Below are 25,394 nucleotides of genomic sequence, written 5' to 3' on the forward strand. Positions count from 1 at the left end.
CGGCCGTGCCGTCGCCGTCACGGGCGGTTTCGTCGCCGCCTCGGCCGTGCGGGTGGCCCGGTGAGCGGGCTCGTGGTGCGGGACATGGTCCTCGCCGACTGCGAGCGGGTCTCCGGGATACGCGTCCATGGCTGGCGGAGCGCCTACCGGGGGATCGTGCCGCAGTCCTACCTCGACGCGCTGAGCGTGGCCCGGGACGCCGAGCGGCGGCGGGCCGGCTTCTCGGCGCGGCCGGCGGACGGCGTGGTGAACCTGGTCGCGGAGCGCGGTGGCGAGGTCGTCGGCTGGGCGGCGTACGGGCCGTACCGGGACGGCGAAGCGCACACCGCGGACGCGGAGTTGTACGCGATCTACGTCGACACCGCGCACCTGGGGAGCGGGGCGGGACGGGCGTTGCTGGAGGCGTCGCTCGCGGGATGCTCGGCGCGCCCGCGCATGCTCCTGTGGGTGCTGAAGGAGAACACGCGCGCCCGCCGCTTCTACGAGCGGGCCGGCTTCGCCGCGGACGGCGCCGAGGAGCCCTTCGAGACGGACGGGGTGGCGGTGCCGGAGGTGCGGTACTGCAGGCCGCTCGGCGGCTGACGGGGCATCACCTCCGGTCGTCGCGGACAGGGCGGTCACGTCTCCCGCGGCAGCCGTGCCAGCGCGTGGACCGCCGCCTCGGCGAGGGCCGGGTGGGCCAGCGCCTCGTTCAGGACGCGTCTGGCCCGGCCGTCGCCGAGGACGCCGAGCCCCTCCACACAGGCGAGGGCGACCCGGCGGTAGGGGTCGTGGGGGCGCAGCCGCCGCTCCAGGGTGGTGACGAGCGCGGGCACGGACTCGGGGGCGCGCAGTTCGACCAGCAGCCGGACCGGGTGCAGGGCGTAGGCGACGCGCAGTTCGTTGGTGGCGAGGGCGGCGGCCGCCCGCGCGGTCCGGGGGTCCTTGAGGCGGGCCAGGGCGTGGGCGGCGCCGGCGCAGCGCGGCGGATCGCGGTGGTTGAGCAGCAGGACGAGCGACTCGAAGGCCCGCCGGTCGCCCGCGACCCCCAGCCGGAACGCGGCCAGTTCCCTGGCCCACAGCGGCTGTCCGGCGGCGGTGAGCACCTCCGCCAGTTCCTCGTGGTCCTCGGTCGCGACCAGACGGTCGTACGCCGCCGTGCCCCGCGACTCCTGCCGTAAGCGTTCCGTGAGCGCTCGCCACTCTTCGTCCACGAAGCCCAGATTAGGCGGGTGGCGCGGCCATCGGGAGCTACATCACAAAGTCGGGGGCTGGCGCGCTCGTTACCCGCCGGTTAAGCTCAGACGAGCGAGGTAACCCTCTCGCGTATTCGCTCACGACGGTTTGGTGACGCAGCCGTCGTGGGTGCAGGTCGGTTCGGTACATCGGTACCGCAGTACGACCCGGCTCCGGGACAGGGCCGGTCGGATCCAGCCGCTCCCCGGGCGTGTGCGCGCCCGTGGCAACGGCCCCGGGCGTGTGCGCGCCCGTGGCAACGGCCCCGGGCGTGTGCGCTCGCAGCCCGGCATCACCCGCATCCCTCTCCGCCCCGGCGTGTGCCCTCGGGCACACCCGGCGCGCTCCTCGTCGTCACCCTCATCCCTGGAGTCCCGCGATGGCCACTCCCCTGTCCGACACGCCCCTGTCCCCCCTCAAGACGATCGCCGTCGTCGGTCTCGGCACCATGGGCACCGGCATCACCGAGGTCCTCGCGAAGGCCGGCCGCGAGGTGATCGGCATCGACGTCAGCGAGGCCCAGGCCGCCGCCTCCGTCGCCGCCCTGGAGACCTCCACCGCCCGCGCCGTCGAGCGCGGCCGGCTCTCCGGCCTGGAGCGCACGGGGCTGCTGGCCCGGGTCCGCACCTCCACCGACCTGCGGGCCGCGGCCGACGCCGACCTCGTCATCGAGGTGACCCCGGAGTCGTACGACGTCAAGCACCAGGTCTTCCGCGAACTGGACGGCATCGTCCGCCCCGGGGCGATCCTCGCGACCGGCACCAACGCGCTGTCGGTGACCCGGCTGGCCGCCGACTCGGCCCGGCCCGAGCGGGTGCTGGGCCTGCACTTCTTCAACCCGGCCCCGGCGATGCGGCTGGTCGAGGTCGTCTCGTCGGTGCTGACCGCGCCCCAGGCCGTCGCCGCGGTCACCGACCTGGCGATCGAGCTGGGCAAGGAGCCGGTCGCGGTCGGCGACCGTCCCGGTTTCGTCGCGGACGGACTGCTGTTCGGCTACCTCAACCAGGCCGCCGCGATGTACGAGGCCAAGTACGCCTCCCGGGAGGACATCGACGCGGCGATGCGGCTCGGCTGCGGTCTGCCGATGGGCCCCCTCGCGCTGCTGGACCTGATCGGGATCGACACCGCGCGTACGGTCCTGGACGCCATGTACGCCGAGTCCCGCGACCGGCTGCACGCCCCCGCGCCGATCCTGAAGCAGCTCAGCGAGGCGGGCCTGACCGGCCGCAAGTCCGGGCGCGGCTTCTACAGCTACGACGCGCCGGGCAGCGCCACGGTCGTGCCGGACGCGCTGACCCCACTGGCGGGCGCCTCCCTCACGCCGGGCCGCGAGGTCCGCTCGGTCGGCGTGGCCGGCTCCGGCACCATGGCCTCCGGCATCGCCGAGGTCTTCGCCAAGGCCGGCTACGAGGTCGTCCTGGCGGCCCGCAGCGAGGAGAAGGCGCAGACGGCCAAGGCCCGTATCGGCAAGTCGCTTTCGCGCTCTGTCGACAAGGGCCGGCTGACCGCCGAGGCCGCCGCCGAGACCCTGGGCCGGATCACCCCCGCGGGCTCCTACGAGGCCTTCGCCGACGTGGACCTGGCCGTCGAGGCGGTCGCCGAGGACCTGGCGGTCAAGCAGCAGCTGTTCGCGACCCTGGACAAGGTCTGCAAGCCGGGCGCGGTCCTGGCCACCACCACCTCCTCGCTGCCCGTCGTCGCCTGCGCCCGCGCCACCTCGCGCCCCGAGGACGTGATCGGGATGCACTTCTTCAACCCGGCGCCGGCCATGAAGCTGGTCGAGGTGGTCCGTACGGTGCTGACGGCGGACGATGTCCACGCGACCGTCCGCGAGGTGTGCGCCAGGATCCGCAAGCACGCGGTCGACTGCGGTGACCGGGCCGGCTTCATCGTGAACGCGCTGCTGTTCCCGTATCTCAACAACGCGGTCAAGATGGTCCAGGAGCACTACGCGTCCCTGGACGACATCGACGCGGCGATGAAGCTCGGCGGCGGCTACCCGATGGGCCCCTTCGAACTGCTGGACGTGGTCGGACTCGACGTCTCGCTCGCGATCGAGAAGGTCCTGCACCGTGAGTTCCGTGACCCGGGGCTGGCTCCCGCCCCGCTCCTGGAGCACCTGGTGGCCGCGGGCTGCCTCGGCCGCAAGACCGGCCGTGGCTTCCGCGAATATGCCCGCCGCTGAGCGTCCCGGCGACCGGCCGCGCACGGAGACGGACTGGGGCGGGCTGCTCGACCCGGCGTACGTCCCGCCCGCCCGGACCGCCCTTCCCCCGCCCGACGAGGGCGGGGGAAACCCCGGACCTGCGCATCGAGCTGCGCGCATGCAGTACGTTCGGGTCATGCCCCAGCCCGCCAAGTCCTCACGTACACCCGCCGCGCCCGACGCACCGGAAAGTGCCGCGGGCAGTCGCGCCGCCGCCCAGCGGCTCAAGATGCGCCGAGAACTGGCGGCCGCGGCGATGGAGCTGTTCGCGACCAAGGGGTACGAGGCGACCACCGTCGACGAGATCGCGGCCGCCGCCGGCGTCGCCCGCCGTACCTTCTTCCGTCACTTCCGTTCCAAGGAAGAGGCGATCTTCCCGGACCACGACGACACCCTGGTGCGCGCCGAGGCGGTCCTCAACGCGGCCCCGGCGCACGAGCATCCGCTCGACACGGTGTGCCGCGGCATCAAGGAGGTCATGCGGATGTACGCGGCCCGGCCGGAGATCTCGGTCGCCCGCTACAAGCTGACCCGCGAGGTGCCCACCCTGCGCGAGGCCGAGATCGCGTCGGTGGCCCGCTACGAGCGCCTCTTCACCCGCTATCTGCTCGGTCACTTCGACGAACACGCGCACGACGACGACGCCAACGACGACCCGCTGCTGGCGGAGGTCGCCGCCTCCGCCGTGGTCACCGCCCACAACCACGTCCTGCGCCGCTGGCTCAGGGCCGGCGGCCAGGGCGACGTGGAGGCCCAGCTGGACCACGCCTTCGCGATCGTGCGCAGGACCTTCGGCACCGGGATCGGCGCGGGCCGCAGCAGCGCTCCGCGGCCGGCCCCGGCCGCCTCCTCCGTCCAGGGCGAGGTCCTGGTGACGGTGGCCCGGACCGACGCCTCGCTGGACGAGGTCATGCGGACGATCGAGCAGGCGCTCAAGGAGCGGTGACACCGGGGCGACGGGGGGGCGGCCCGGTGCGCCCCCGCGCCTACTCCGCGGTAACTCTGATCGATCATCGCTCATTTGTTACGTAAAGATTTCACCTGAGAGCGGTTCCTGGCACTCAGTGCCTTGCCACCTGACACGCGGTGTCATACGTTGAAGGGAGTCCGGGCGGCCGGCGCGCAGCGACCTTTCGCGCGTCGGCTGTCCCCGCAAGCCCCATGGCCTGCGCGCCCGGACGCCTGCGTCACAGGCAACCTCCCGCGCCACAAAGCGCTGCCGAAGCACCACCCGCCGAACCGACGGCACTTCTCGAAAAAACCCTCAGCAGCACCGACGCAACCCTCAGCGCCCCTCCCTCAGGGCGCTCACCGCCGGAGGCAACACCGTGACCGTCAAGGACATCCTGGCCGCGATCCAGTCCCCGGACTCCACGTCCGCCGACTTCGCCGCCCTCCCGCTCCCCGACTCGTACCGCGCGATCACCGTGCACAAGGACGAGACGGAGATGTTCGCCGGGCTCACCACCCGCGACAAGGACCCCCGCAAGTCGATCCACCTCGACGAGGTGCCGCTGCCCGAGCTGGGCCCGGGCGAGGCCCTGGTGGCCGTCATGGCCTCCTCGGTCAACTACAACTCCGTGTGGACGTCGATCTTCGAGCCGCTGTCGACGTTCGGCTTCCTGGAGCGCTACGGCCGCACCAACGAGCTGGCCAAGCGCCACGACCTGCCGTACCACATCATCGGCTCCGACCTCGCCGGCGTCGTGCTGCGCACCGGCCCGGGCGTCAACGCCTGGAAGCCCGGTGACGAGGTCGTCGCGCACTGCCTGTCCGTCGAGCTGGAGTCCTCCGACGGCCACAACGACACGATGCTCGACCCCGAGCAGCGCATCTGGGGCTTCGAGACGAACTTCGGCGGCCTCGCGGAGGTCGCGCTGGTCAAGTCCAACCAGCTGATGCCCAAGCCGGACCACCTCAGCTGGGAGGAGGCCGCCGCCCCCGGCCTGGTCAACTCCACCGCCTACCGGCAGCTGGTCTCCCGCAACGGCGCCGGCATGAAGCAGGGCGACAACGTGCTCATCTGGGGCGCGAGTGGCGGACTCGGCTCGTACGCCACGCAGTTCGCGCTGGCCGGCGGCGCCAACCCCATCTGTGTCGTGTCCTCGCCGCAGAAGGCGGAGATCTGCCGCTCGATGGGCGCCGAGGCGATCATCGACCGCACCGCCGAGGACTACAAGTTCTGGAAGGACGAGCACACCCAGGACCCGAAGGAGTGGAAGCGCTTCGGCAAGCGCATCCGCGAGCTGACCGGCGGCGAGGACATCGACATCGTCTTCGAGCACCCCGGCCGCGAGACCTTCGGCGCCTCGGTCTACGTCACCCGCAAGGGCGGCACCATCACCACCTGCGCCTCGACCTCGGGCTACATGCACGAGTACGACAACCGCTACCTGTGGATGTCCCTGAAGCGGATCATCGGCTCGCACTTCGCCAACTACCGCGAGGCCTGGGAGGCCAACCGGCTCATCGCGAAGGGCAAGATCCACCCGACCCTGTCGAAGGTCTACTCCCTGGAGGAGACCGGCCAGGCGGCCTACGACGTGCACCGCAACCTCCACCAGGGCAAGGTCGGCGTGCTGTGCCTGGCCCCCGAGGAGGGCCTCGGCGTGCGTGACACGGAGAAGCGCGCCCAGCACATCGACGCCATCAACCGCTTCCGCAACATCTGAGACACCCGGGGTCAAGATGACTGAGCGTCAGCCCGCCGAAGGCATACGCGAGAAGGACCGGCCGTGGCTCATGCGCACCTACGCCGGCCACTCCACGGCCGAGGCGTCCAACGAGCTGTACCGGCGCAACCTCGCCAAGGGCCAGACCGGTCTGTCGGTGGCGTTCGACCTGCCGACGCAGACCGGCTACGACTCCGACCACATCCTCGCCCGCGGCGAGGTCGGCCGGGTCGGCGTGCCGGTGGCGCACCTGGGTGACATGCGCAGGCTGTTCCAGGACATCCCGCTGGAGCAGATGAACACCTCGATGACGATCAACGCCACCGCCATGTGGCTGCTGGCGCTCTACCAGGTCGTCGCCGAGGAGCAGGGCGCGGACATCGCCCGGCTCCAGGGCACGACCCAGAACGACATCGTCAAGGAGTACCTGTCGCGGGGCACCCATGTCTTCCCGCCGGAGCCCTCGCTGCGGCTGACGACGGACATGATCGCGTACACGGTCTCCCACATGCCGAAGTGGAACCCGATCAACATCTGCAGCTACCACCTGCAGGAGGCCGGGGCCACGCCGGTGCAGGAGATCGCGTACGCGATGTCGACGGCGATCGCCGTGCTGGACGCCGTCCGTGACTCGGGCCAGGTGCCGCAGGAACGCATGGGCGACGTGGTCGCGCGCATCTCCTTCTTCGTGAACGCGGGCGTCCGCTTCGTCGAGGAGATGTGCAAGATGCGGGCGTTCGGCCGCATCTGGGACCGGATCACCCGCGAGCGCTACGGCATCGAGGACCCCCGCCAGCGCCGCTTCCGGTACGGCGTCCAGGTCAACTCCCTGGGCCTGACGGAGGCGCAGCCGGAGAACAACGTCCAGCGGATCGTCCTGGAGATGCTGGCCGTCACCCTCTCCAAGGACGCACGCGCGCGTGCCGTGCAGCTGCCCGCCTGGAACGAGGCCCTCGGCCTGCCCCGTCCCTGGGACCAGCAGTGGTCGCTGCGCATCCAGCAGGTCCTGGCGCACGAGAGCGACCTGCTGGAGTACGCGGACATCTTCGACGGCTCGCACGTCATAGAGGCGAAGGTGGCCGCCCTCGTCGAGGAGTCCTTCGCCGAGATCGACCGCATCCAGGAGATGGGCGGCGCGATGGCCGCCGTCGAGTCCGGCTACCTCAAGTCGCAGCTGGTCGCCTCGCACGCCGAGCGGCGGGCCCGGATCGAGTCCGGGCAGGAGAAGATCGTCGGCGTCAACATCTTCGAGACGACCGAGCCGAACCCGCTGACGGCCGACCTGGACACCGCGATCCAGACCGTCGACCCGGCGGTCGAGGCCCAGGTCATCGCCGCGCTCCAGCACTGGCGGGACACCCGCTACCAGCCGCCCTTCAACCACCCGCGCCCCTGCAAGGCTCTGGAGAGGCTGAAGGAGGCCGCCAAGGGCACCGACAACCTGATGGAGGCCACCCTGGAGTGCGCCCGGGCCGGGGTCACGACCGGCGAGTGGGCGGGCGCGCTGCGCGAGGTGTTCGGCGAGTTCCGGGCGCCGACCGGGGTCTCCTCCGCGCCGGTGGCCGTCGCCACCGAGGCGGGCTCGGCGCTGGCCGAGGTGCGCGCCAAGGTGGACGCCACCGCCCGCGACCTCGGCGTCGGCAAGCTGCGCTTCCTGGTCGGCAAGCCCGGTCTGGACGGGCACTCCAACGGCGCCGAGCAGATCGCCGTGCGCGCCCGGGACGCCGGCTTCGAGGTGGTCTACCAGGGCATCCGGCTCACGCCCGAGCAGATCGTGGACGCGGCCCTGGCCGAGGACGTGCACGCGGTCGGCCTGTCCATCCTGTCCGGCTCGCACGCCCAGCTGGTGCCGGACGTGCTGGAGCGGCTGCGCGAGGCCGGCGCGCCGGACATCCCGGTGATCGCCGGCGGGATCATCCCGAACGCGGACGCCGAGCAGCTCAGGGCCACCGGAGTGGCCGCGGTCTTCACCCCGAAGGACTTCGACATCACCGGGATCATCGGCCGTATCGTCGACGAGATCCGGAAAGCGAACAAGCTCGACCCCCTGGAGGTCCCCGCATGACCGTCAACCGTCTCCGCCCGCGGCGTTCCTGCCTGGCCGTGCCGGGCTCGAACCCCCGCTTCCTGGAGAAGGCGCAGGGCCTCCCGGCGGACCAGGTCTTCCTCGACCTGGAGGACGCGTGCGCGCCACTCGCCAAGCCCGAGGCGCGGCACACCATCGTCAAGTTCCTCAACGAGGGTGACTGGACCGGCAAGACCAGGGTGGTCCGTGTCAACGACTGGACGACCGAGTGGACGTACCGCGACGTCGTCACCGTGGTGGAGGGCGCCGGCCCCAACCTCGACTGCATCATGCTGCCGAAGGTGCAGAACGCCCAGCAGGTCGTCGCCCTCGACCTCCTGCTGACCCAGATCGAGAAGACCATGGGCTTCGAGGTCGGCCGGATCGGCATCGAGGCGCAGATCGAGAACGCGCAGGGCCTCAACAACGTCAACGAGATCGCGCAGGCCTCCCCGCGGGTCGAGACGATCATCTTCGGCCCGGCCGACTTCATGGCGTCGATCAACATGAAGTCGCTGGTCGTGGGCGAGCAGCCGCCCGGCTACCCGGCGGACGCCTACCACTACATCCTGATGAAGATCCTGATGGCCGCCCGCGCCAACGACCTCCAGGCGATCGACGGCCCCTACCTGCAGATCCGCAACATCGACGGCTACCGCGAGGTCGCCCGGCGCGCCGCCGCGCTCGGCTTCGACGGCAAGTGGGTGCTGCACCCGGGCCAGGTCGAGGCGTCCAACGAGATCTTCTCGCCCTCCCAGGAGGACTACGACCACGCCGAGCTGATCCTGGACGCGTACGACTACTACACGTCCGAGGCGGGCGGCAAGAAGGGCTCCGCGATGCTCGGCGACGAGATGATCGACGAGGCCAGCCGCAAGATGGCGCTGGTCATCTCCGGCAAGGGACGCGCGGCCGGTATGCGGCGCACGTCGAAGTTCGAGATCCCGGAGGCCTGAGCGCGATGCAGTTCGGACGCACCTACGAGGAGTTCGAGGTCGGGGCGACGTACAAGCACTGGCCGGGAAAGACGGTCACCGAGTACGACGACCACCTGTTCTGTCTCCTCACCATGAACCACCACCCGCTCCACATGGACACCAACTATGCGGAGAAGACGACCGACTTCGGCAAGAACGTCGTGGTGGGCAACTACATCTACTCCCTCCTGCTCGGCATGTCCGTGCCGGACATCTCCGGCAAGGCGATCGCCAACCTGGAGATCGAGTCGCTCAAGCACGTGGCGCCGACCTTCCACGGCGACACGATCTACGGCCAGACCACCGTGCTCGACAAGTGGCCGTCGAAGTCGAAGAACGACCGCGGCATCGTCTACGTCGAGACCAAGGGCTACAAGCAGGACGGCACGCTGGTGTGCGTGTTCCGCCGCAAGGTGATGGTGCCGACCGAGACGTACATCAAGGAGCGCGGCGGCGAGCAGCCCGGCCGCCCGGAACTTCAGGAAGGCTGATCGATGGCGCGCCTCGCCCAGACCGCCGGTCTGACCGATGTCCAGCAGGAGATTCTCTCCACCGTCCGCGACTTCGTCGACAAAGAGATCATCCCGGTCGCGACCGAGCTGGAGCACCGCGACGAGTACCCGCAGCAGATCGTCGACGGCCTGAAGGAACTCGGCCTGTTCGGTCTGATGATCCCCGAGGAGTACGGCGGTCTGGGCGAGTCGCTCCTGACGTACGCCCTCTGCGTCGAGGAGATCGCCCGCGGCTGGATGTCGGTCTCCGGCATCATCAACACGCACTTCATCGTGGCGTACATGCTCAAGCAGCACGGCACGCAGGAGCAGAAGGACCACTTCCTGCCGCGCATGGCGGCCGGCGACATCCGGGGCGCCTTCTCGATGTCGGAGCCGGGGCTCGGCTCCGACGTGTCGGCGATCACGTCGAAGGCGGTCAAGGACGGCGACGAGTACGTCCTGAACGGTCAGAAGATGTGGCTGACGAACGGCGGTACGTCGTCTCTGGTGGCCGTCCTGGTCCGAAGTGACGAAGGACACCCCGAGGGCACGGCCCCCCACAAGTCGATGACGACGTTCCTGGTCGAGAAGGAGCCCGGCTTCGGTGAGGTCCGCCCCGGCCTGACCATCCCCGGCAAGATCGACAAGATGGGCTACAAGGGCGTCGACACCACCGAGCTGATCATGGACGGCCTGCGGGTACCGGCCGATCGGGTGCTCGGCGGGGTCACCGGCCGAGGTTTTTACCAAATGATGGACGGCGTGGAGGTCGGCCGCGTCAACGTGGCGGCGCGTGGCTGCGGTGTCGCGCAGCGTGCGTTCGAACTGGGCGTGCGGTACGCCCAGCAGCGTCACACCTTCGGCAAGGCGATCGCCCAGCACCAGGCCATCCAGTTCAAACTGGCCGAGATGGCCACCAAGGTCGAGGCCGCGCATGCCATGATGGTCAACGCGGCACGCAAAAAGGACTCCGGGCAGCGAAACGACCTCGAAGCGGGGATGGCGAAGTACCTCGCCTCCGAGTACTGCAAGGAGGTCGTGGAGGACGCCTTCCGGATCCACGGCGGGTACGGCTTCTCGAAGGAGTACGAGATCGAACGTCTCTACCGTGAGGCGCCGATGTTGCTGATCGGCGAAGGTACCGCCGAGATCCAGAAAATGATCATCGGGCGAAGGTTGCTCGAAGAGTATCGATTCCAAGGCTGAATGTCCGCATGCGGGGTGTTTTCTTCGAGAAGAAGATCACACCCCGTAGGCACTCTTCGGCCGCCGACTCGGCTTCCTGGCTTGCCCAGTTGCGGCCCGCGACCGGTACGATCCCGGGAAAGCCGCCGTCCCCCAACTGCAGCGCGGCATCATCCGCTACGAAGGTCATCCATGCCCCACAGCCAAACCTCTGCACCTCGCGACAGCCGAGCCGGCGTACGCCTCGCGCGCGGAGCATCGCCGTGGCTTCTGCCGACCGTCGCCACCGCAGCCCTCAGTCTGGTCCGCGCACGCCGCTCCGGCGCCGCCAGGGCCGTCGCCGTACCCGCCACCGCGCTCGCGGCGGGCATGCTGTGGTTCTTCCGCGACCCCGAGCGGGAGATCGCCCCGGGCCGGGTCATCTCCCCCGCCGACGGTGTGGTGCAGAGCATCATGCCGTGGAAGGACGGGCGTACCCGCGTCGCGATCTTCATGAGCCCGCTCAACGTCCACGTCAACCGCGCGCCCCTCGCGGGCACCGTGACGTCGGTCGAGCACATCCCCGGCGGCTTCGTTCCCGCGTTCAACAAGGAGAGCGAGAACAACGAGCGCGTAGTCTGGCATTTCGACACCGAACTCGGCGACATCGAGATGATCCAGATCGCCGGCGCGGTGGCCCGCCGCATCGTGCCCTACCTCCCGCGGGGCACCAAGGTCGAGCAGGGTGACCGCATCGGTCTGATCCGCTTCGGCTCGCGCGTCGACCTCTACCTGCCCGAGGGCGTGGAGGTCGCGGTCGAGGTCGGGCAGAAGACCGTGGCTGGGGTGACTCGCATTGACCGTGATTGATCCGGAGACACAGGCGGGCTGGGTGCCCGAGGCCGACGAGGTGGACGAAGAGGAGGAGATGCCCCTCTCGCTCCGCCTCTCAATAGCGGACACCCTCACCCTCGGCAACGCCACCTGCGGCTTCATGGCGGTGTACTTCACCACCACCGGCATCCTGATCCCGCACCTGACGGGCAACGACGAGTCGGCCGGCATGGCCCGTCACAGCGCGGCCACGGCCGTCATCCTGATGCTGTGCGCGGCGGTCTTCGACCTGTTCGACGGCCTGGTGGCGCGGAAGCTGCGCTCCTCCCCCATGGGCGCCGAGCTGGACAACCTCTCCGACCTGATCAGCTTCGGACTGGCACCCGCCTACTTCGTGCTCGTCTACGGCATGGTCGCGGACGACGCGCACCAGAGAGTCGCGGCGCTCGGGGCAATCGTGGTGCTCCTGGCCGTCGTACTGCGTCTGGCACGCTTCTCCTGCGTGACCGTCCCGAACGGCATGTTCCAGGGCATGCCCTCGCCGTTCGGGGCTCTGACGGTGGTCTCGATCGTGCTCCTGGAGCTGCCCTTCGTGGCGACGCTCCTGGCGATCCTCGGCACGGCCTGGCTGATGGTGAGCCGCGTCGAGTACCCGAAGCCGCGCGGCCGCCTCGCGGTGGCGATGCTGTCCTGGATCGTCGTGTCGATGGGGCTCCTGGCGGCATGGGCCTTCGACGCCCCGAGCGGCCAGCTGCTGCTGCAGACCGGCTGCGCCCTGCAGCTGGTGACGGGCGCGGTGATCCCCCTGTTCGCCACGGCCCGCCGGGTGAACAACTTCCGCGACAACCGGCGGGAGGCGCGCGCGGCGCAGCTGCCGTAAGCCCGCGCGAGCCCGCACCGGCCTTCGTACGAAGGGCCCCGAACCCGATGGTTCGGGGCCCTTCGCCGTGTCCCGCCCGGGTCAGCCGAAGAGGTCCTCGGCGATCCGGGAGGCCACCCGCTCCAGGATCGGCCCCGCGTCCGCGATGCACCGGGCGACGTCCGGCTCCACCGAGGTGAGCGGGTACGCCCGCCCGATCCCCGCCCGCTCGAGCGCCTGCGGGGGCAGCGCGAGGCGCCCGCACACCGCGACCACGTCCTTGCCGGCCGCCCGAGCCGCCGCGGCGACCCCCGCCGGGGCCTTGCCGTGCAGCGTCTGCTCGTCCAGGGACCCCTCACCGGTGATGACCAGCGAGGCCCGATCCAGCGCGGGGGCGAAGCCCAGGACGTCCAGCATCACCTCGATGCCGGGGCGGAACCGGGCACCGAGCAGCAGCGCGCCGTATCCGATGCCGCCCGCCGCACCCGCGCCCGGCGCCGCCGCGTACCGCGCGGCGTCCGCCCCGGCCTCCGCCTCCAGCACCTTGGCGAAGTGTGCGAGCGCCGCGTCCAGGGCCGCCACGTCGTCCGGCGAGGCGCCCTTCTGCGGGCCGTACACCGCCGGCGCGCCCGTCGGCCCGGTCAGCGGGTTGTCGACGTCGCTGGCGAGCACCAGCTCGACCGAGGCGAGCCGGGTGTCGAGCCCGGACAGATCGGCGCGCGCCAGACCGGCCAGACCGCCGCCACCCGGCGCCACCGGCTCCCCGTCCCCGTCCAGGAACCGCGCGCCGAGCGCCGTCAGCATCCCGGCACCGCCGTCGGTGGTGGCGCTGCCGCCGACACCGAACACGATCGTCCGCGCGCCCGCGTCCAGCGCGGCGCGCAGCAGCTCTCCGGAGCCGTACGTGGAGGCGGTGAGCGGCGCGAAGACGCCGGCCGGCAGCCGCTGCAGGCCGCTGGCCTCGGCCATCTCCACCACCGCGGTGTCGCCGCACAGCGCGAACGCGGCGGTGACCTCCTGCCCCAGCGGGCCCGCGACCCGGATCTCCCGTCGCTCGAACCCGGCCGCGACCGCCGCGTCCACGGTCCCGTCGCCGCCGTCGGCCACGGGCAGCGCCTCCACGTCGAGGCCCGGTACGACCCGGCGCAGCCCGGCCGTCACCCGCTCGGCGACCTGCACGGCCGTCAGCGAGCCCTTGAACTTGTCCGCGGCGATGAGCACCCGACGGGTCTCGTTCACTGCAGCGTCCGCCACCTTGCTTTCCCCTTGCTCTCCGGGCCCCGCGCACGTCAGGGCCAGTCGCGCCGCTGCGACCATAACCGCAGGACGCCCCCGGCGTCATGCCGCGCCCGAACCCTGGGCGGCGGCTGGGAGCGGCCTGTGAAAAACGGGTACATCCCAGCCATGACCGCTGTGGGCAGTGAACCGGACCTCGCCGACCGTCTGCTCGGCGGCTGGCTGGGCCGGATCGCGGGCAACATGCTCGGCAAGCCGGTCGAGCAGGGCGAGGTGTGGACCCGCGAGCGCATCGACCGCTATCTGCGGCGGGCGTCGGCCCTGCCGCTCACCGACTACCTCCCCGAGCCGGCCGACGAGAGGGACGGGAGCGCGCTCAGACCCGAGTGGCGCCAGTGCGTGCGCGGGCGCATCCACGGCAGCTGCCGCGACGACGACGTCGACTACGCGATCCTCGGTCTGCACCTGCTGGAGACCCACGGCTTCGGTTTCAGCACCGAACAGGTCGGCGACCTGTGGCTGCTGAGGCTGCCGTACCTGCAGACCTTCACGGCGGAACGGGCGGCGTACCGCAACCTCGCTGGCGGGCTCAAGCCCCCGCTGACGGCCACGCACGAGAACCCCTTCCAGGAGTGGATCGGCGCCCTGATCCGCGCCGACGTCTACGGCTGGACCTGTCCCGGCGACCCCCGGCGCGCGGCCGGGCTGGCCCGCCGGGACGCGGTGCTGTCCCACACCGGAAACGGCGTGTACGGCGCCCAGTGGGCCGCGGCGCTGATCGCGGCGGCGTTCACCGCCCCGACCGTACGGCACGCGGTGGACACGGCGCTCGGCGTGATCCCGGCGAGCAGCCGGCTGGCCCGCACCGTGCGGCGGGTGGTGTCCCTGCACGAGGCCCGGCTGAGCTGGGAGGAGACCCTGGCGACGGTGTCCGGGGAGACCGCCGGGCTCGGCTGGATCCACACCGTGCCGAACGCCGCCGTCCTGACCGCCGGGCTGCTGTACGGCGACGGCGACTTCACCCGCACCCTCGCCCTCACCGTCCGCGGCGGCCTGGACACCGACTCCAACGGGGCGACGGCGGGTTCGGTGGCCGGGGTGTTCACCGGGGCCCGCGCGATCCCGGCCCAGTGGACGGAGCCGCTGGAGGACATGGTCCGCAGCGCGGTCTTCGGCTTCGACGGGGTACGGATCAGCGAGCTTGCGGAGCGGACGCTGCGGCTGGCGGAGGTGAAGGCGGAGGGCTGACCGGCGGGGTGGTTACCCTTCCTCAATGGCCAGCTCTGAAGAATTCGCCGCGTACCTCGCGGGTCTGCCGCGTGTCCTGTCCGGTGCCGCCGCCCTCTTCCGTGACGAGGAGGGACGGGTCCTGCTCGTCGAGCCCAACTACCGCGAGGGCTGGGCGCTGCCCGGCGGCACGATCGAGTCCGACGGGGGCGAGACCCCGCGCCAGGGCGCCCACCGGGAGACCCTGGAGGAGATCGGCCTGGACCGTGAACTCGGGCGGCTGCTCGCGGTGGACTGGGTGTACCGGCCGGGCTTCCCGCCGCTGGTGGCGTACCTGTACGACGGTGGCGTCCTGTCCGCGGAGGACCTCAAGGCGATCCGGCTGCAGGAGGAGGAGCTGCTGTCCTGGCGGCTCGTTCCCCGCGAGGAACTGGGCGACCATCTGCTGGGCACCCTCCGCGACCGCGTACTGACGGCCCTGGACGTCCTGGCCGACGGCTCCGGCACGGCCGAACTGGAGAACGGCCACCGGGTGGCCTGACCGTCAGCCCTCGGGCTGGCGCGGCTTTCCGTCCCTGTCGCGCATGGCGTCGTCGCGCTCGACGACCCGGGCCTCCGTGCGGTGTCCGCGCTGGATGTAGTCCCGGACGACCAGCTCGACGGCGTCCTGCGGGTTGCCGACACCCGCGAGGACCATGACTTCGACGACCAGCTCGGCGTCCAGCGACACGGTGACCTTGGCCATGGACGGACGTTAGCACCGCGAGGGGGCCGGCGATATCCGTTCGCCGCCCCCGCACCGTCCGCCCTACCCTCGGTGCCATGACCAAGCCGCTCGTCGCGCTGCTCTCCGGGGCCGGGATCTCCACCGACTCCGGCATCCCCGACTACCGCGGTCCCAACGGGCTGTGGCGCAGGGATCCGGAGGCCGAGAAACTCGTCACGTACGAGTACTACATGGCGGATCCGGAGATCCGGCGGCGGTCGTGGCGGATGCGGCGGGCGAACCGGACGCTCGGGGCCGAGCCGAACGTCGCCCACCGGGCCGTGGCCGAGCTGGAGAGGTCCGGGATCCCGGTGCGGGTGATCACGCAGAACGTGGACGGGCTGCACCAGCTCGCCGGGATGCCGGCCCGCAAGGTGCTGGAACTGCACGGGACCGCGCGTGCCGTGGTGTGCACCGGGTGCCATGTGCGCGGGCCGATGGAGGACGCGCTCGCCCGGGTCGAGGCCGGTGAGGAGGATCCGCCGTGTCTGCGGTGCGGCGGGATCCTGAAGTCGGCGACGGTGATGTTCGGCGAGCGGCTCGACCCGGTGGTCCTCGGGGAGGCCGTCGCCATCACCAAGGCCTGCACGGTGTTCATCGCCGTCGGCACCAGCCTCCAGGTGCAGCCCGCGGCCGGGCTGGCCGGCGTCGCCGCCGACCACGGCGCCCGCCTGGTCGTCGTCAACGCCGAGCCGACGCCGTACGACGACCGTGCCGAGGAGGTCGTGCGGGAGCCGATCGGCACCGCCCTGCCCCGGCTGCTGAAGCGGCTGGGACAGGAGTACGCCGACGAGCGGCCGGGGGCCTAGAAGAGCGCCGTTCCCCGCTCGAAGTCCAGCAGGCGCTTCTTGCGGTCCAGGCCGCCGCCGTACCCGGTGAGGCTGCCGCTCGCGCCGATCACGCGGTGGCAGGGGACGATGATGCCGACCGGGTTGCGGCCGTTGGCGAGGCCGACCGCGCGGGAGGCCTTGGGGTTGCCGAGGGCGTCGGCGAGTTCGCCGTAGGAGCGCGTCTCGCCGTACGGGATCCTGGTCAGCTGTTCCCAGACGGTGCGCTGGAACGGCGTTCCGTCCAGGCGGAGCGGGAGGTTGAACTCCTTCAGTTCGCCCGCGAAGTACGCCGTCAGCTGTTCTTCCGCCTCGGCGAAGAGGGTGTCGTCGCGGGCGCCGAAGGTCTCCTCGGGCGGGCGGTGGCGCTGGTCGGTCATGTAGAGGCCGCACAGCGCGCCGTCGTCGGCGGCGACCAGGGTGAGCGGGCCGTAGGGGCTGTCGATCACGGTGTGGTGCTTCACTGGAGGTCCTTGACTGTCGTCATGCGGGGCTGTCGTCATACGGTCTGTCGTCATACGGGCAGGAAGTTGATCGGGTGGCTGTCGGTCGCCCACAGGTACTGGACCGCGTACGCCCGCCAGGGCCGCCAGGCCGCGGCCCGTGCCGTGAGTGCGGCCGGGGTGGAGGGCAGGCCCAGTTCGCCCGCCGCGCGCCGGATGCCGAGGTCGGTCGGGAGGAAGGCGTCGGGGTCGCCGAGGGCGCGCATGGCGATGACGTCGACCGTCCAGGGCCCGAAGCCGGGCAGGGCGAGGAGCCGGGCGCGGGCCTGCGCCCAGTCGCTCTCCACGCCCAGGCGCAGGGTGCCGTCGGCGAGTTCGCGGACCAGGGTGGTGAAGGTGGTGCGCCGGGTGCGGGGCATCGCCAGCGACTCGGGGTCCAGGGCGGCGAGCGCCTCGGGGGACGGGAAGAGATGGGTGAGGCCGCCGTCGGGGTCGTCGACCGGCTCTCCGTGGGCGGTGACCAGCCGGGCGGCGTGGGTGCGGGCGGCGGCGGTGGAGACCTGCTGACCGAGCACGGCCCGGACGGCGAACTCGGCCTCGTCGACGGTGCGCGGCACACGCCGGCCCGGTGCCTTGTCCACCAGCGGGGCGAGCAGCGGGTCGCCGCGCAGTTGCTCGTCGACGGCGACCGGGTCGGCGTCCAGGTCGAGCAGGCGGCGGCAGCGGCTGCTGGCGACGGTCAGATCGCGCAGGTCGCTGAGGGTGAGGCGGCAGGCGATGTGGTCGGGGGTGGGGGCCAGGGCGACGATCCCGTGGCCGTAGGGCAGCCTGAGCGTGCGCCGGTAGGCGCCGTCGCGCCACTCCTCGACGCCGGGTACGGCGGTGGCGGCGAGGTGGCCGAAGAGGTTGTCGGGGTTGAGCGGGGCGCGGAAGGGCAGCCGCAGGGACAGTGTGCCGGGCGTGCCGCCGGTGCCGGTGGCGCCGGACTTCGGGGCGCGACCGCGCAGTTCGCTCGGGGACAGGGCGAAGACCTCGCGGACGGTGTCGTTGAAGGTCCGGATCGAGGAGAAACCGGCGGCGAAGGCGATCTCCGCCATCGGCAGCGGGGTCGTCTCCACCAGCAGGCGGGCGGTCTGGGCGCGCTGCGCCCGGGCCAGGGCGAGGGGTCCGGCGCCCAGTTCGGCGAGCAGTTGCCGTTCCACCTGCCGCGCGCTGTAGCCGAGGCGGGCGGCGAGTCCGGGCACGCCGTCGCGGTCCACGACGCCGTCGGCGATGAGCCGCATGGCGCGGGCCACCAGGTCGGCGCGCTGGTTCCACTCCGGGGAGCCGGGGCTGGTGTCGGGGCGGCAGCGCTTGCATGCCCGGAATCCGGCCTGCTGGCAGGCGGCGGCGCTCGGGTAGAAGGTCATGTTCTCGGGTTTGGGCGGGACGGCCGGGCAGCTGGGCCGGCAGTAGATGCGGGTGGTCAGGACGGCGGTGAAGAACCAGCCGTCGAACCGCGCGTCCTTGGACCGCACGGCGCGTACGCAGTGGTCCCGGTCGAGGTGCGTCCCTGTCTGCATGGCTCCAGCATCGGCCATGCGACGGCGGCACCGCTGGCGGAAATCCGACATGGCCCTGGGGCGGTCCCGGCCGCGCGGGCCGGGGCTACAGTCGAGGGGTGCCCGATTCCCCCCTGCTGCCGGCGGACCTGGATCTGCGTCTGGTGCGGTACTTCACCGTCGTCGCCGAGCAGCTGCACTTCGGCCGTGCCGCCGCCGTACTGCGTCTCACGCAGCCGTCCCTGAGCCGTCAGATCCGGCGGCTGGAGCAGCAGTTGGGGGCCCGGCTGCTGGACCGCACCTCGCGGGGGACCCGGCTGACGGAGGCGGGCGAGGTGTTCCTGCCGCAGGCCAGGGAGCTGCTGCGGGCCGCCTCCCGGGCCGCGGCCCGTACCCGGGCGGCCGCCGGTCCGGACCGGTTCACCGTCGGCTACACCACGAACCTGATCGTCACCCCGGCCGTGCGCGATCTGCGCCACCGGCATCCCACGGCCGACATCCGTACCCGGCACCTGGCGTGGAACGAGCCGCTCGCCGCGCTGCTGGACCACCGGGTGGACGTGGCGGTGGCCCGGCTGATGTTCCCCACCGACGGGCTGGACGTGACGGTCCTCTACGAGGAGCCCCGGGTGCTGCTGGTCGCGCTGGACCACCGGCTGGCCGGCAAGGAGTCGGTGGCGCTCGACGACCTCGCCGGTGAGACGCTCCCTCGGTTCTCCGGCGGCGAGCGCCCGGCCTGCCGGCAGGGGGCGGCCGAGGGTCCGCTCGTGGAGACCGTGGAGGACAAGCTGGAGCTGGTCGCCGGCGGCGAGCTGGTCTCCCTCGCCCCGGCGGGCTTCACCGCCAACCTGCGTCCCGACCTCACCGCCGTGCGGGTGGCGGATGCCGAGCCGGTCCAGGTCGTCCTGGCCTCCCGCCCCGCCGACCGCAACCCGCTGCTGCCGGCTTTCCGCAGGTCGGCGAGGGCCCGGCTGACCCAGGGCTGACCGGTGGCGGCCGGCCGGATCAGTTGGGGGGCTGCGGTTTCACCAGGCCGCTCTGGTAGGCGATGACGACGAGCTGGGCGCGGTCCCGGGCGTGCAGTTTGGTCATGGCCCGTTGGATGTGGCTGCGTACGGTCAGCGGGCTCAGGACGAGCCGGTCGGCGATCTCCGCGTTGGACCTGCCGTAGGCGGCCAGGGCGGTGACCTCGCGTTCGCGGTCGGTCAGGGCTTTGACGGCGTCGGGGAACGCGAGGAGGCCGTCGGTGTCCGGGGTGGCCAGGAAGCGGGTGATGAGGGCCCGGGTGGCCATGGGTGACAGCAGTGAGTCGCCGGCCGCCACGGTGCGGATGCTCGACACGAGTTCCCCGGGGCGTACGCCCTTGCCGAGGAAGCCGCTCGCGCCGGCGCGCAGGGCCTTGGCCACGTTCTCGTCGTTCTCGAAGGTGGTGAGGACGAGGATGTGGATCCCCGACAGCTCCGGTCGCGCGCAGATGGCCGCGGTGGCCGCCACCCCGTCGAGGTCGGGCATGCGGATGTCCATGATCACCACGTCGGGCCGGTGTTCGGCGGCGAGGTCGACGGCTTCCCGGCCGTCGGCGGCCTCCGCGACCACCGTCAGGTCCTCGACCGAGTCGATGAGGATGCGGAAGGTGGCCCGGAGCAGGGCCTGGTCGTCGGCGAGCAGGACGCGGATGGTCATGGGGAGGGGCTCTCGTCGTGGCTGTCGAGCGGAAGGGCGCAGGCGACCTCGAAGCCGCCCCGCGGCCGGTGTCCGGCGTGGAAGGTGCCGCCCACGGCCGCGGCGCGCTCGCGCATGCCGAGCAGGCCGAAGCCGCCCTTCGAGGTGGCCGGGGCGGCGGGGCGGCCGGCGGTCGGGGTGTCGTTGGTGACGGTCAGGGTCAGGTGGTGGGCGGTGTGGGCGAGCCGGACCCGCGCGGTGCAGGTGGCCGCGTGCTTGGTGACGTTGGTGAGGGCTTCCTGGAGGATCCGAGAGGTCGTCCGCGCGGGACTCAGCTCTGCCGTTCGAACGCGGCGTACGCCGTCTCGTCGAAGAGGACGAACCTGACCTCCTCGACCGAGGTCCGCGCCGCCCGTACCGTCGTCACCGCGATCCGGGCGGCGTCCTCGACCGGCCATCCGTAGATGCCCGCGGAGACCGCCGGAAAGGCGACGGTGCGGGCGCCCAGCTCGTCCGCCACCCGCAGCGACTCCCGGTAGCACGAGGCCAGCAGCTCCGACCGGTCCTCCTCGCGGCTGAATCGCGGTCCGACGGTGTGGATGACCCAGCGCGCGTCCAGTTCACCCGCCGTCGTGGCGACCGCCTGGCCGGTGGGCAGGCCCTTGCCGTACCGGGAGGCGCGCAGCCTGCGGCAGTCCGCCAGGATCGCGGGGCCGCCGCGCCGGTGGATGGCGCCGTCCACGCCTCCGCCGCCCAGCAGCGAGGAGTTGGCCGCGTTGACGATCGCGTCGGCACTCTGGTGGGTGATGTCGCCCTGGACGAACGTGATCGTGGTCATGGCCGGCGCAGCCTCCTCCATACGGTTTTGGCCGCGTTGTGTCCGGACATGCCGTGCACACCGGGGCCGGGCGGGGTGGCCGAGGAGCAGATGAACACCGCCGGGTGGAGGGTGCTGTACGGCGACAGCGACAGCTTGGGGCGCAGCAGGGTCTGCAGGCCGGACACCGCGCCGGAGCCGATGTCGCCGCCGACGTAGTTGGCGTTGCGGGCGGCGATCTGGGGCGGGCCGGCGATGGCGCGGGCCAGCACACGGTCGCGGAAACCGGGGGCGAAGCGCTCCAGTTGGCGTTCCATGACGTCGGTGAGGTCCCCGGTCCAGCCGTTGGGGACATGGCCGTACGCCCAGAAGACCTGTTTGCCGTCGGGGGCGCGGGTGGGGTCGACCACACTGGGCTGCACGGTGATCATGAAGGGTCGGTCGGGGGCGCGGCCCTCGCGGGAGGCGGCGCGCAGGGCGGTGCCGATCTCGGCCCGGCTCGCGCCGATCTGTACGGTGCCGGCGGCGCGGGCCTCGGGAGCGGTCCACGGAACGGGGCCGTCCAGGGCGTAGTCGACCTTGAAGACGCCGGGGCCGTAGCGGTAGCCGTCGTAGTAACCGCCGAAGCCGGCGATGCGGGCGAGGGCGGTGGGCGAGGTGTCGAAGACGTAGGCGCGCGCGGGCGGCAGGTCGTCCAGGCGCTTGACCTCGTAGTCGGTGTGGACCGCGCCGCCGAGGTCGGTGAGGTAGCCGGCCAGGGCGTCGGAGATCGACTGGGAGCCGCCGCGCGCCACCGGCCAGCCTCGGGCGTGTGCGGCCAGCGCGAAGACCAGGCCGATGGCGCCGGTGGCGAGGCCGCCGAGGGGGGCCATGACATGGGCCACCAGGCCGGCGAAGAGGGTCTTGGCCCGCTCGTCGTGGAAGCGGCGCATCAGCCAGGTCGAGGGCGGCAGGCCGGTCAGGCCGAAGCGGGCGAGGGTGACCGGGTCGCGGGGCAGGGCGGTGAACGGCAGCGACATGAAGTCCCGGACGAGGGCGTCCCATCTGGGCAGGAACGGCTCGACGAGTCTGCGGTACGACCCGGCGTCGCGGGGGCCGAAGGAGGCGGCCGTCTCCGCCACGGACCGCGCCAGCACGGCGGCGGTGCCGTCCGGGAAGGGGTGCGCCATGGGGAGGTCGGCGTGCAGCCACTCCAGCCCGTAGCGCTCCAGCGGCATGGCGCGGAACGCCGGGGAGTTGATGCCGAGGGGGTGCGCGGCGGAGCAGGGGTCGTGCCGGAAGCCGGGGAGCGTCAGTTCCTCGGTGCGGGCCCCGCCGCCCACGGTGGGCCGGGCCTCGAAGAGGGCGACCGAGAAGCCGCGCCGGGCCAGCTCCACGGCGGCCGTCAGTCCGTTCGGCCCCGCACCCACCACGACCGCATCGAGCATCGACGGCACCTTCGGACCCCTTCGTCAGCCGGCTGGCCACTCTGCATCAGGATATGCCGCCGGTCTGACACTCCCCTTGCGCGGGGCCGTCGGCCGGAACCGCGCGGGGCGCCGGCCAGGAGCGACCGGGAACGACCGGGAGGCGTCAGCCGGCCGGGCGCAGCAGTTCCGCCACCCGGTGGGCCGTGGCCGTGTCCCGGGCCGTGGTGAACGGAAGCGCGTTGCCGCCGGTGATCCGGAACGGCTCGCCGTCGACGGTGAGGTGTGCGCCGCCCGCCTCCTCGACGAGCAGCAGGCCCGCCGCGTGGTCCCAGGCGGCCTCCCAGCTGAAGACGGTGGCGTCCAACTCGCCCCTGGCTATGGCGAGATACTCCAGGCCCGCCGAGCCGCAGGGACGTGGGGCGACGCCCTCGGTCCACAGGGCGCGCAGCGCCTGCTTCTGCCCGTCGGTGGTGTAGTCGGGGTGGGAGGTGGCGACGGCCAGGTCCCGGCCGGGCGTCGGCGGGCCGGCGAGGAGCCGCTCGCCGTCGAGGAAAGCGCCGCGGCCGCGTAGGGCGACGGCGAGCTGGTCGCGGACCGGGGCATAGGTCCAGGAGGCGAGCAGGACGCCCCGGTGGGCGAGTGCGACGAGGGTGCAGAAACCGTCTTCGCCCCGCACGAACTGCCGGGTGCCGTCGACCGGGTCGACGATCCAGACCGGCGCGTCGCCCTGGAGCGCCTCGTAGGTGACCGGGTCGGCGTGCACCGCTTCCTCGCCGACCACCACGGAGCCGGGCAGCAGGGCGCCGAGGGCTTCGGTCAGGTACGCCTCGGCCAGCCGGTCGGCGTCCGTCACCAGGTCGTGCGGCCCGCTCTTCTGGTCCACCTCGTGCGCGGCGAGGCGGCGGAAGCGGGGCAGGATCTCCTGTGCGGCCGCCTCGCGGACCGCTTCCTCCACGTCGGCCGAGCGGCGCGCGAGAAACCCGTCGATGGTTTCCGTCTCTTCGATCATGCCCTCCATGAGAGCACGCGCCACTGACAATCCCCGCCCGCCCGGTGCACTCCGGGTGGAATCGGGATGAAGAACCGGTTCCGGTGCCGGCCCGGGTGGTCTTCGCTCAGCGGCCGACGGCGTACCCCTGCATGCCGCGCGGGTTGGCGGCGGCCGACAGGACGCCGGTCCGCGGATCCCGGGCCACCGCGCACAGGCGCCCCTCGGACCAGGCCGGCACCATGGTGACGTCGTGGCCGCGCCGGCGCAGCTCCTCGACGACGCCGGGGTCCGTGCGCGACTCGACGCTCACGCTGCCGGGGCGCCGGCCACGCGGGTGGAAGGAGCTGGGGAAGCTGTCGTTGTGCCAGTTCGGGGCGTCGATCGCGCCCTGGAGGTCGAGGCCGCCGCGGACCGGGACGCGCAGGGCGACGGCGAGGAAGAAGTGCAGCTGCCACTGGTCCTGCTGGTCGCCGCCGGGCGTGCCGAAGGCCATGACCGGTGTGCCGTCGCGCAGCGCGAGGGACGGGGTGAGGGTCGTACGGGGGCGGCGTCCGGGGGTGAGGGAGTTGGGCAGGCCCTCCTCCAGCCAGGTCATCTGCAGCCGGGTGCCGAGCGGGAATCCCAGTTCCGGCACGACCGGGTTGGACTGGAGCCAGCCGCCGCTCGGGGTGGCCGCGATCATGTTGCCCCAGCGGTCCACGACGTCGAGGTGGCAGGTGTCGCCGCGAGTGGTCCCGTCGGCCGCCACCTCCGCCGCGCCCTCGATCCGGGCGACGGTCGGCTCACCGGCGCCCGTCGGGTTGAACCCCGGGTCCGCGCCGGCCACCACGCGCGCGTGCGCGGGGAGGCGGGGGGCGCGTCCGCCCGGGCTGCCGGGGCGCAGCTCGTAGCAGGCCCGTTCGCCGACGAGCGCCCGGCGCCCGGCGTTGTAGGCGTCGGACAGCAGTTCGGCGAGCGGTACTTCGGCCGCGTCGCCGTACCAGGCCTCACGGTCGGCCATGGCGAGCTTGCAGCCCTCGGTCAGCAGGTGGACGTAGTCGGCGGAGGCGTAGGGGGGCAGCTCGGGCGGCAGCAGGGCGAGTTGCTGGAGCAGGGCCGGTCCCTGGCTCCAGGGGCCGGCCTTGCACACCGTCCAGCCGTTCCAGTCGTACGTCACGGGGGTCTCGTAGGTCGCGGACCAGCCGGCGAGGTCGTCGGCGGTGAGCGTGCCGCTGTGCCGCTCGCCGCTGGTGTCCAGGGTGGGTCGCGCGGCCTGCCGTACCAGCGCCTCGGCGATGAACCCGCGCCGCCACACCTCGCGCGCGGCCTCGATCCGGGCCTCCCGGTCCCCGGCCCCGGCGGTCTCGGCGAGCAGCCGCTTCCAGGTGGCGGCGAGGGCCGGATTGCGCAGCGGCGTACCGGGCTTGGGCGCCCTGCCGCCGGGCAGGTACAGCTCCGCGGACGAGGTCCACTCCGTCTCGAACAGCCGCCGTACGCTCTCCACGGTCGCCCCGACGTTGTCCACGGGCGGGTGCCCGTGTTCGGCGTAGCCGATGGCGTACTTCAGGACCTCGTCGAGGGACCTGGTGCCGTGGTCGCGCAGCAGCAGCATCCAGGCGTCGAAGGCTCCCGGAACGGCCGCCGCCAGCGGTCCGGTGCCGGGTACGAGATCCAGACCGAGTGCCGTGTAGTGCGCGACGGTGGCGCCCGCCGGTGCCACGCCCTGTCCGCACAGCACCCGCACCTCGCCGCCCACGGGAGCGAGGACGGCGGGCACTTCCCCGGCGGGCCCGTTCAGATGCGGCTCCACCACGTGCAGCACGAACGCCCCGGCGACGGCGGCGTCGAAGGCGTTGCCCCCGTCCTCCAGCACCGCCATCGCGGACTGGGAGGCGAGCCAGTGGGTGGAGGACACCATGCCGAAGGTGCCCTGGAGGGTGGGTCGGGTGGTGAACTGCATCCCTCACCTCGGTGTTCGAGTGCGTCGGCAGCAGACTACCGAGGCCCCGT

25 protein-coding genes are annotated in these 25,394 nt (G+C 72.2%); 14 read left to right on the forward strand and 11 right to left on the reverse strand.

What is annotated here, in order from left to right:
• The first annotated feature begins 84 nt into the window (after nt 1-84).
• Nucleotides 85-582 (forward strand): GNAT family N-acetyltransferase, encoded by a 498-nt coding sequence (locus ACFYMM_RS09300; protein WP_388385303.1) that lies wholly within the window; start codon nt 85-87, stop codon nt 580-582.
• 35 nt (nt 583-617) lie between these two features.
• On the opposite strand, the gene ACFYMM_RS09305 is transcribed toward ACFYMM_RS09300, so the two are convergent.
• Nucleotides 618-1,193 carry an adenylosuccinate lyase gene (locus ACFYMM_RS09305; RefSeq protein WP_388385196.1) on the reverse strand — a complete coding sequence of 192 codons (576 nt, stop codon included), beginning with the start codon at nt 1,191-1,193 and terminating at the stop codon, nt 618-620.
• A gap of 401 nt (nt 1,194-1,594) precedes the next feature.
• On the opposite strand from ACFYMM_RS09305, the gene ACFYMM_RS09310 reads away from it, so the two are divergent.
• From ACFYMM_RS09310 to pssA, 9 genes are all read left to right on the forward strand, one after another.
• Nucleotides 1,595-3,400, forward strand: coding sequence for a 3-hydroxyacyl-CoA dehydrogenase family protein (locus tag ACFYMM_RS09310; RefSeq protein WP_388385197.1), 1,806 nt, complete (start codon nt 1,595-1,597; stop codon nt 3,398-3,400).
• A 157-nt stretch (nt 3,401-3,557) separates the two neighbouring features.
• On the forward strand, nt 3,558-4,367 hold the full coding sequence (locus tag ACFYMM_RS09315) for a TetR family transcriptional regulator (RefSeq protein WP_388385198.1): 810 nt from the start codon (nt 3,558-3,560) through the stop codon (nt 4,365-4,367).
• A gap of 382 nt (nt 4,368-4,749) precedes the next feature.
• Nucleotides 4,750-6,093 carry a crotonyl-CoA carboxylase/reductase gene (gene ccrA, locus ACFYMM_RS09320; protein ID WP_388385199.1) on the forward strand — a complete coding sequence of 448 codons (1,344 nt, stop codon included), beginning with the start codon at nt 4,750-4,752 and terminating at the stop codon, nt 6,091-6,093.
• Entirely contained in the window at nt 6,035-8,158 is a 2,124-nt protein-coding gene (locus ACFYMM_RS09325; protein ID WP_388385200.1) for a protein meaA, read from the forward strand. Before ccrA ends, ACFYMM_RS09325 begins: the two co-directional genes overlap by 59 nt.
• Entirely contained in the window at nt 8,155-9,114 is a 960-nt protein-coding gene (locus tag ACFYMM_RS09330) for an HpcH/HpaI aldolase/citrate lyase family protein (protein ID WP_388385201.1), read from the forward strand. Before ACFYMM_RS09325 ends, ACFYMM_RS09330 begins: the two co-directional genes overlap by 4 nt.
• Before the next feature lie 5 nt (nt 9,115-9,119).
• Complete coding sequence (locus tag ACFYMM_RS09335) at nt 9,120-9,626, forward strand: MaoC family dehydratase (RefSeq protein WP_059195327.1); 507 nt, start codon at nt 9,120-9,122, stop codon at nt 9,624-9,626.
• Nucleotides 9,627-9,629: 3 nt separating this feature from the next.
• Complete coding sequence (locus ACFYMM_RS09340) at nt 9,630-10,835, forward strand: acyl-CoA dehydrogenase family protein (RefSeq protein ID WP_388385202.1); 1,206 nt, start codon at nt 9,630-9,632, stop codon at nt 10,833-10,835.
• Between the two features lie 171 nt (nt 10,836-11,006).
• Complete coding sequence (locus ACFYMM_RS09345; RefSeq protein ID WP_388385203.1) at nt 11,007-11,663, forward strand: phosphatidylserine decarboxylase; 657 nt, start codon at nt 11,007-11,009, stop codon at nt 11,661-11,663.
• Nucleotides 11,664-11,685: 22 nt separating this feature from the next.
• Complete coding sequence (gene pssA, locus ACFYMM_RS09350; protein ID WP_388385304.1) at nt 11,686-12,507, forward strand: CDP-diacylglycerol--serine O-phosphatidyltransferase; 822 nt, start codon at nt 11,686-11,688, stop codon at nt 12,505-12,507.
• 81 nt (nt 12,508-12,588) lie between these two features.
• On the opposite strand, the gene ACFYMM_RS09355 is transcribed toward pssA, so the two are convergent.
• Nucleotides 12,589-13,725, reverse strand: coding sequence for a glycerate kinase (locus ACFYMM_RS09355; RefSeq protein ID WP_388385204.1), 1,137 nt, complete (start codon nt 13,723-13,725; stop codon nt 12,589-12,591).
• 165 nt (nt 13,726-13,890) lie between these two features.
• Here ACFYMM_RS09355 and ACFYMM_RS09360 point away from each other — a divergent pair, with 165 nt between their 5' ends.
• Together ACFYMM_RS09360 and ACFYMM_RS09365 are read left to right on the forward strand one after the other, a co-directional pair.
• Nucleotides 13,891-14,970: an ADP-ribosylglycohydrolase family protein gene (locus tag ACFYMM_RS09360; protein ID WP_388385205.1), complete on the forward strand. Its 1,080-nt coding sequence runs from the start codon at nt 13,891-13,893 to the stop codon at nt 14,968-14,970.
• A 25-nt stretch (nt 14,971-14,995) separates the two neighbouring features.
• On the forward strand, nt 14,996-15,490 hold the full coding sequence (locus tag ACFYMM_RS09365; RefSeq protein WP_388385206.1) for an NUDIX domain-containing protein: 495 nt from the start codon (nt 14,996-14,998) through the stop codon (nt 15,488-15,490).
• A gap of 3 nt (nt 15,491-15,493) precedes the next feature.
• Here the strand turns inward: ACFYMM_RS09365 and ACFYMM_RS09370 are convergent, their stop codons facing one another.
• On the reverse strand, nt 15,494-15,694 hold the full coding sequence (locus tag ACFYMM_RS09370) for a type II toxin-antitoxin system VapB family antitoxin (RefSeq protein ID WP_388385207.1): 201 nt from the start codon (nt 15,692-15,694) through the stop codon (nt 15,494-15,496).
• 77 nt (nt 15,695-15,771) lie between these two features.
• Here ACFYMM_RS09370 and ACFYMM_RS09375 point away from each other — a divergent pair, with 77 nt between their 5' ends.
• A complete protein-coding gene (locus ACFYMM_RS09375) occupies nt 15,772-16,524 on the forward strand; it encodes an NAD-dependent deacetylase (RefSeq protein ID WP_388385208.1) in 753 nt (250 codons plus the stop codon).
• On the opposite strand, the gene ACFYMM_RS09380 is transcribed toward ACFYMM_RS09375, so the two are convergent.
• Complete coding sequence (locus tag ACFYMM_RS09380) at nt 16,521-17,006, reverse strand: methylated-DNA--[protein]-cysteine S-methyltransferase (protein ID WP_388385209.1); 486 nt, start codon at nt 17,004-17,006, stop codon at nt 16,521-16,523. The genes ACFYMM_RS09375 and ACFYMM_RS09380 overlap by 4 nt on opposite strands.
• 50 nt (nt 17,007-17,056) lie before the next feature.
• The gene (locus tag ACFYMM_RS09385; RefSeq protein ID WP_388385210.1) at nt 17,057-18,547 is read right to left on the reverse strand and encodes an AlkA N-terminal domain-containing protein; all 1,491 of its coding nucleotides are present in this window, start codon (nt 18,545-18,547) and stop codon (nt 17,057-17,059) included.
• Nucleotides 18,548-18,645: 98 nt separating this feature from the next.
• Between ACFYMM_RS09385 and ACFYMM_RS09390 the strand changes: the two genes are divergently transcribed.
• Nucleotides 18,646-19,512 (forward strand): LysR family transcriptional regulator, encoded by an 867-nt coding sequence (locus ACFYMM_RS09390; RefSeq protein WP_388385211.1) that lies wholly within the window; start codon nt 18,646-18,648, stop codon nt 19,510-19,512.
• A gap of 19 nt (nt 19,513-19,531) precedes the next feature.
• Here the strand turns inward: ACFYMM_RS09390 and ACFYMM_RS09395 are convergent, their stop codons facing one another.
• The 6 genes from ACFYMM_RS09395 to ACFYMM_RS09420 form a co-directional block, all read right to left on the reverse strand.
• On the reverse strand, nt 19,532-20,209 hold the full coding sequence (locus tag ACFYMM_RS09395; RefSeq protein WP_388385212.1) for a response regulator: 678 nt from the start codon (nt 20,207-20,209) through the stop codon (nt 19,532-19,534).
• The gene (locus ACFYMM_RS09400) at nt 20,206-20,523 is read right to left on the reverse strand and encodes an ATP-binding protein (protein ID WP_388385305.1); all 318 of its coding nucleotides are present in this window, start codon (nt 20,521-20,523) and stop codon (nt 20,206-20,208) included. The genes ACFYMM_RS09395 and ACFYMM_RS09400 overlap by 4 nt, the downstream gene beginning before the upstream one ends.
• Entirely contained in the window at nt 20,520-21,026 is a 507-nt protein-coding gene (locus tag ACFYMM_RS09405) for an O-acetyl-ADP-ribose deacetylase (protein ID WP_388385213.1), read from the reverse strand. Before ACFYMM_RS09405 ends, ACFYMM_RS09400 begins: the two co-directional genes overlap by 4 nt.
• The gene (locus ACFYMM_RS09410) at nt 21,023-22,432 is read right to left on the reverse strand and encodes a phytoene desaturase family protein (RefSeq protein ID WP_388385214.1); all 1,410 of its coding nucleotides are present in this window, start codon (nt 22,430-22,432) and stop codon (nt 21,023-21,025) included. Before ACFYMM_RS09410 ends, ACFYMM_RS09405 begins: the two co-directional genes overlap by 4 nt.
• A 145-nt stretch (nt 22,433-22,577) precedes the next feature.
• Nucleotides 22,578-23,423 carry an inositol monophosphatase family protein gene (locus tag ACFYMM_RS09415; protein ID WP_388385215.1) on the reverse strand — a complete coding sequence of 282 codons (846 nt, stop codon included), beginning with the start codon at nt 23,421-23,423 and terminating at the stop codon, nt 22,578-22,580.
• 106 nt (nt 23,424-23,529) lie between these two features.
• Nucleotides 23,530-25,344: a gamma-glutamyltransferase family protein gene (locus tag ACFYMM_RS09420; protein ID WP_388385216.1), complete on the reverse strand. Its 1,815-nt coding sequence runs from the start codon at nt 25,342-25,344 to the stop codon at nt 23,530-23,532.
• Nucleotides 25,345-25,394: the final 50 nt, after the last annotated feature.

It is taken from the genome of Streptomyces sp. NPDC006739 (assembly GCF_042869815.1).
GTDB lineage: Bacteria > Actinomycetota > Actinomycetes > Streptomycetales > Streptomycetaceae > Streptomyces.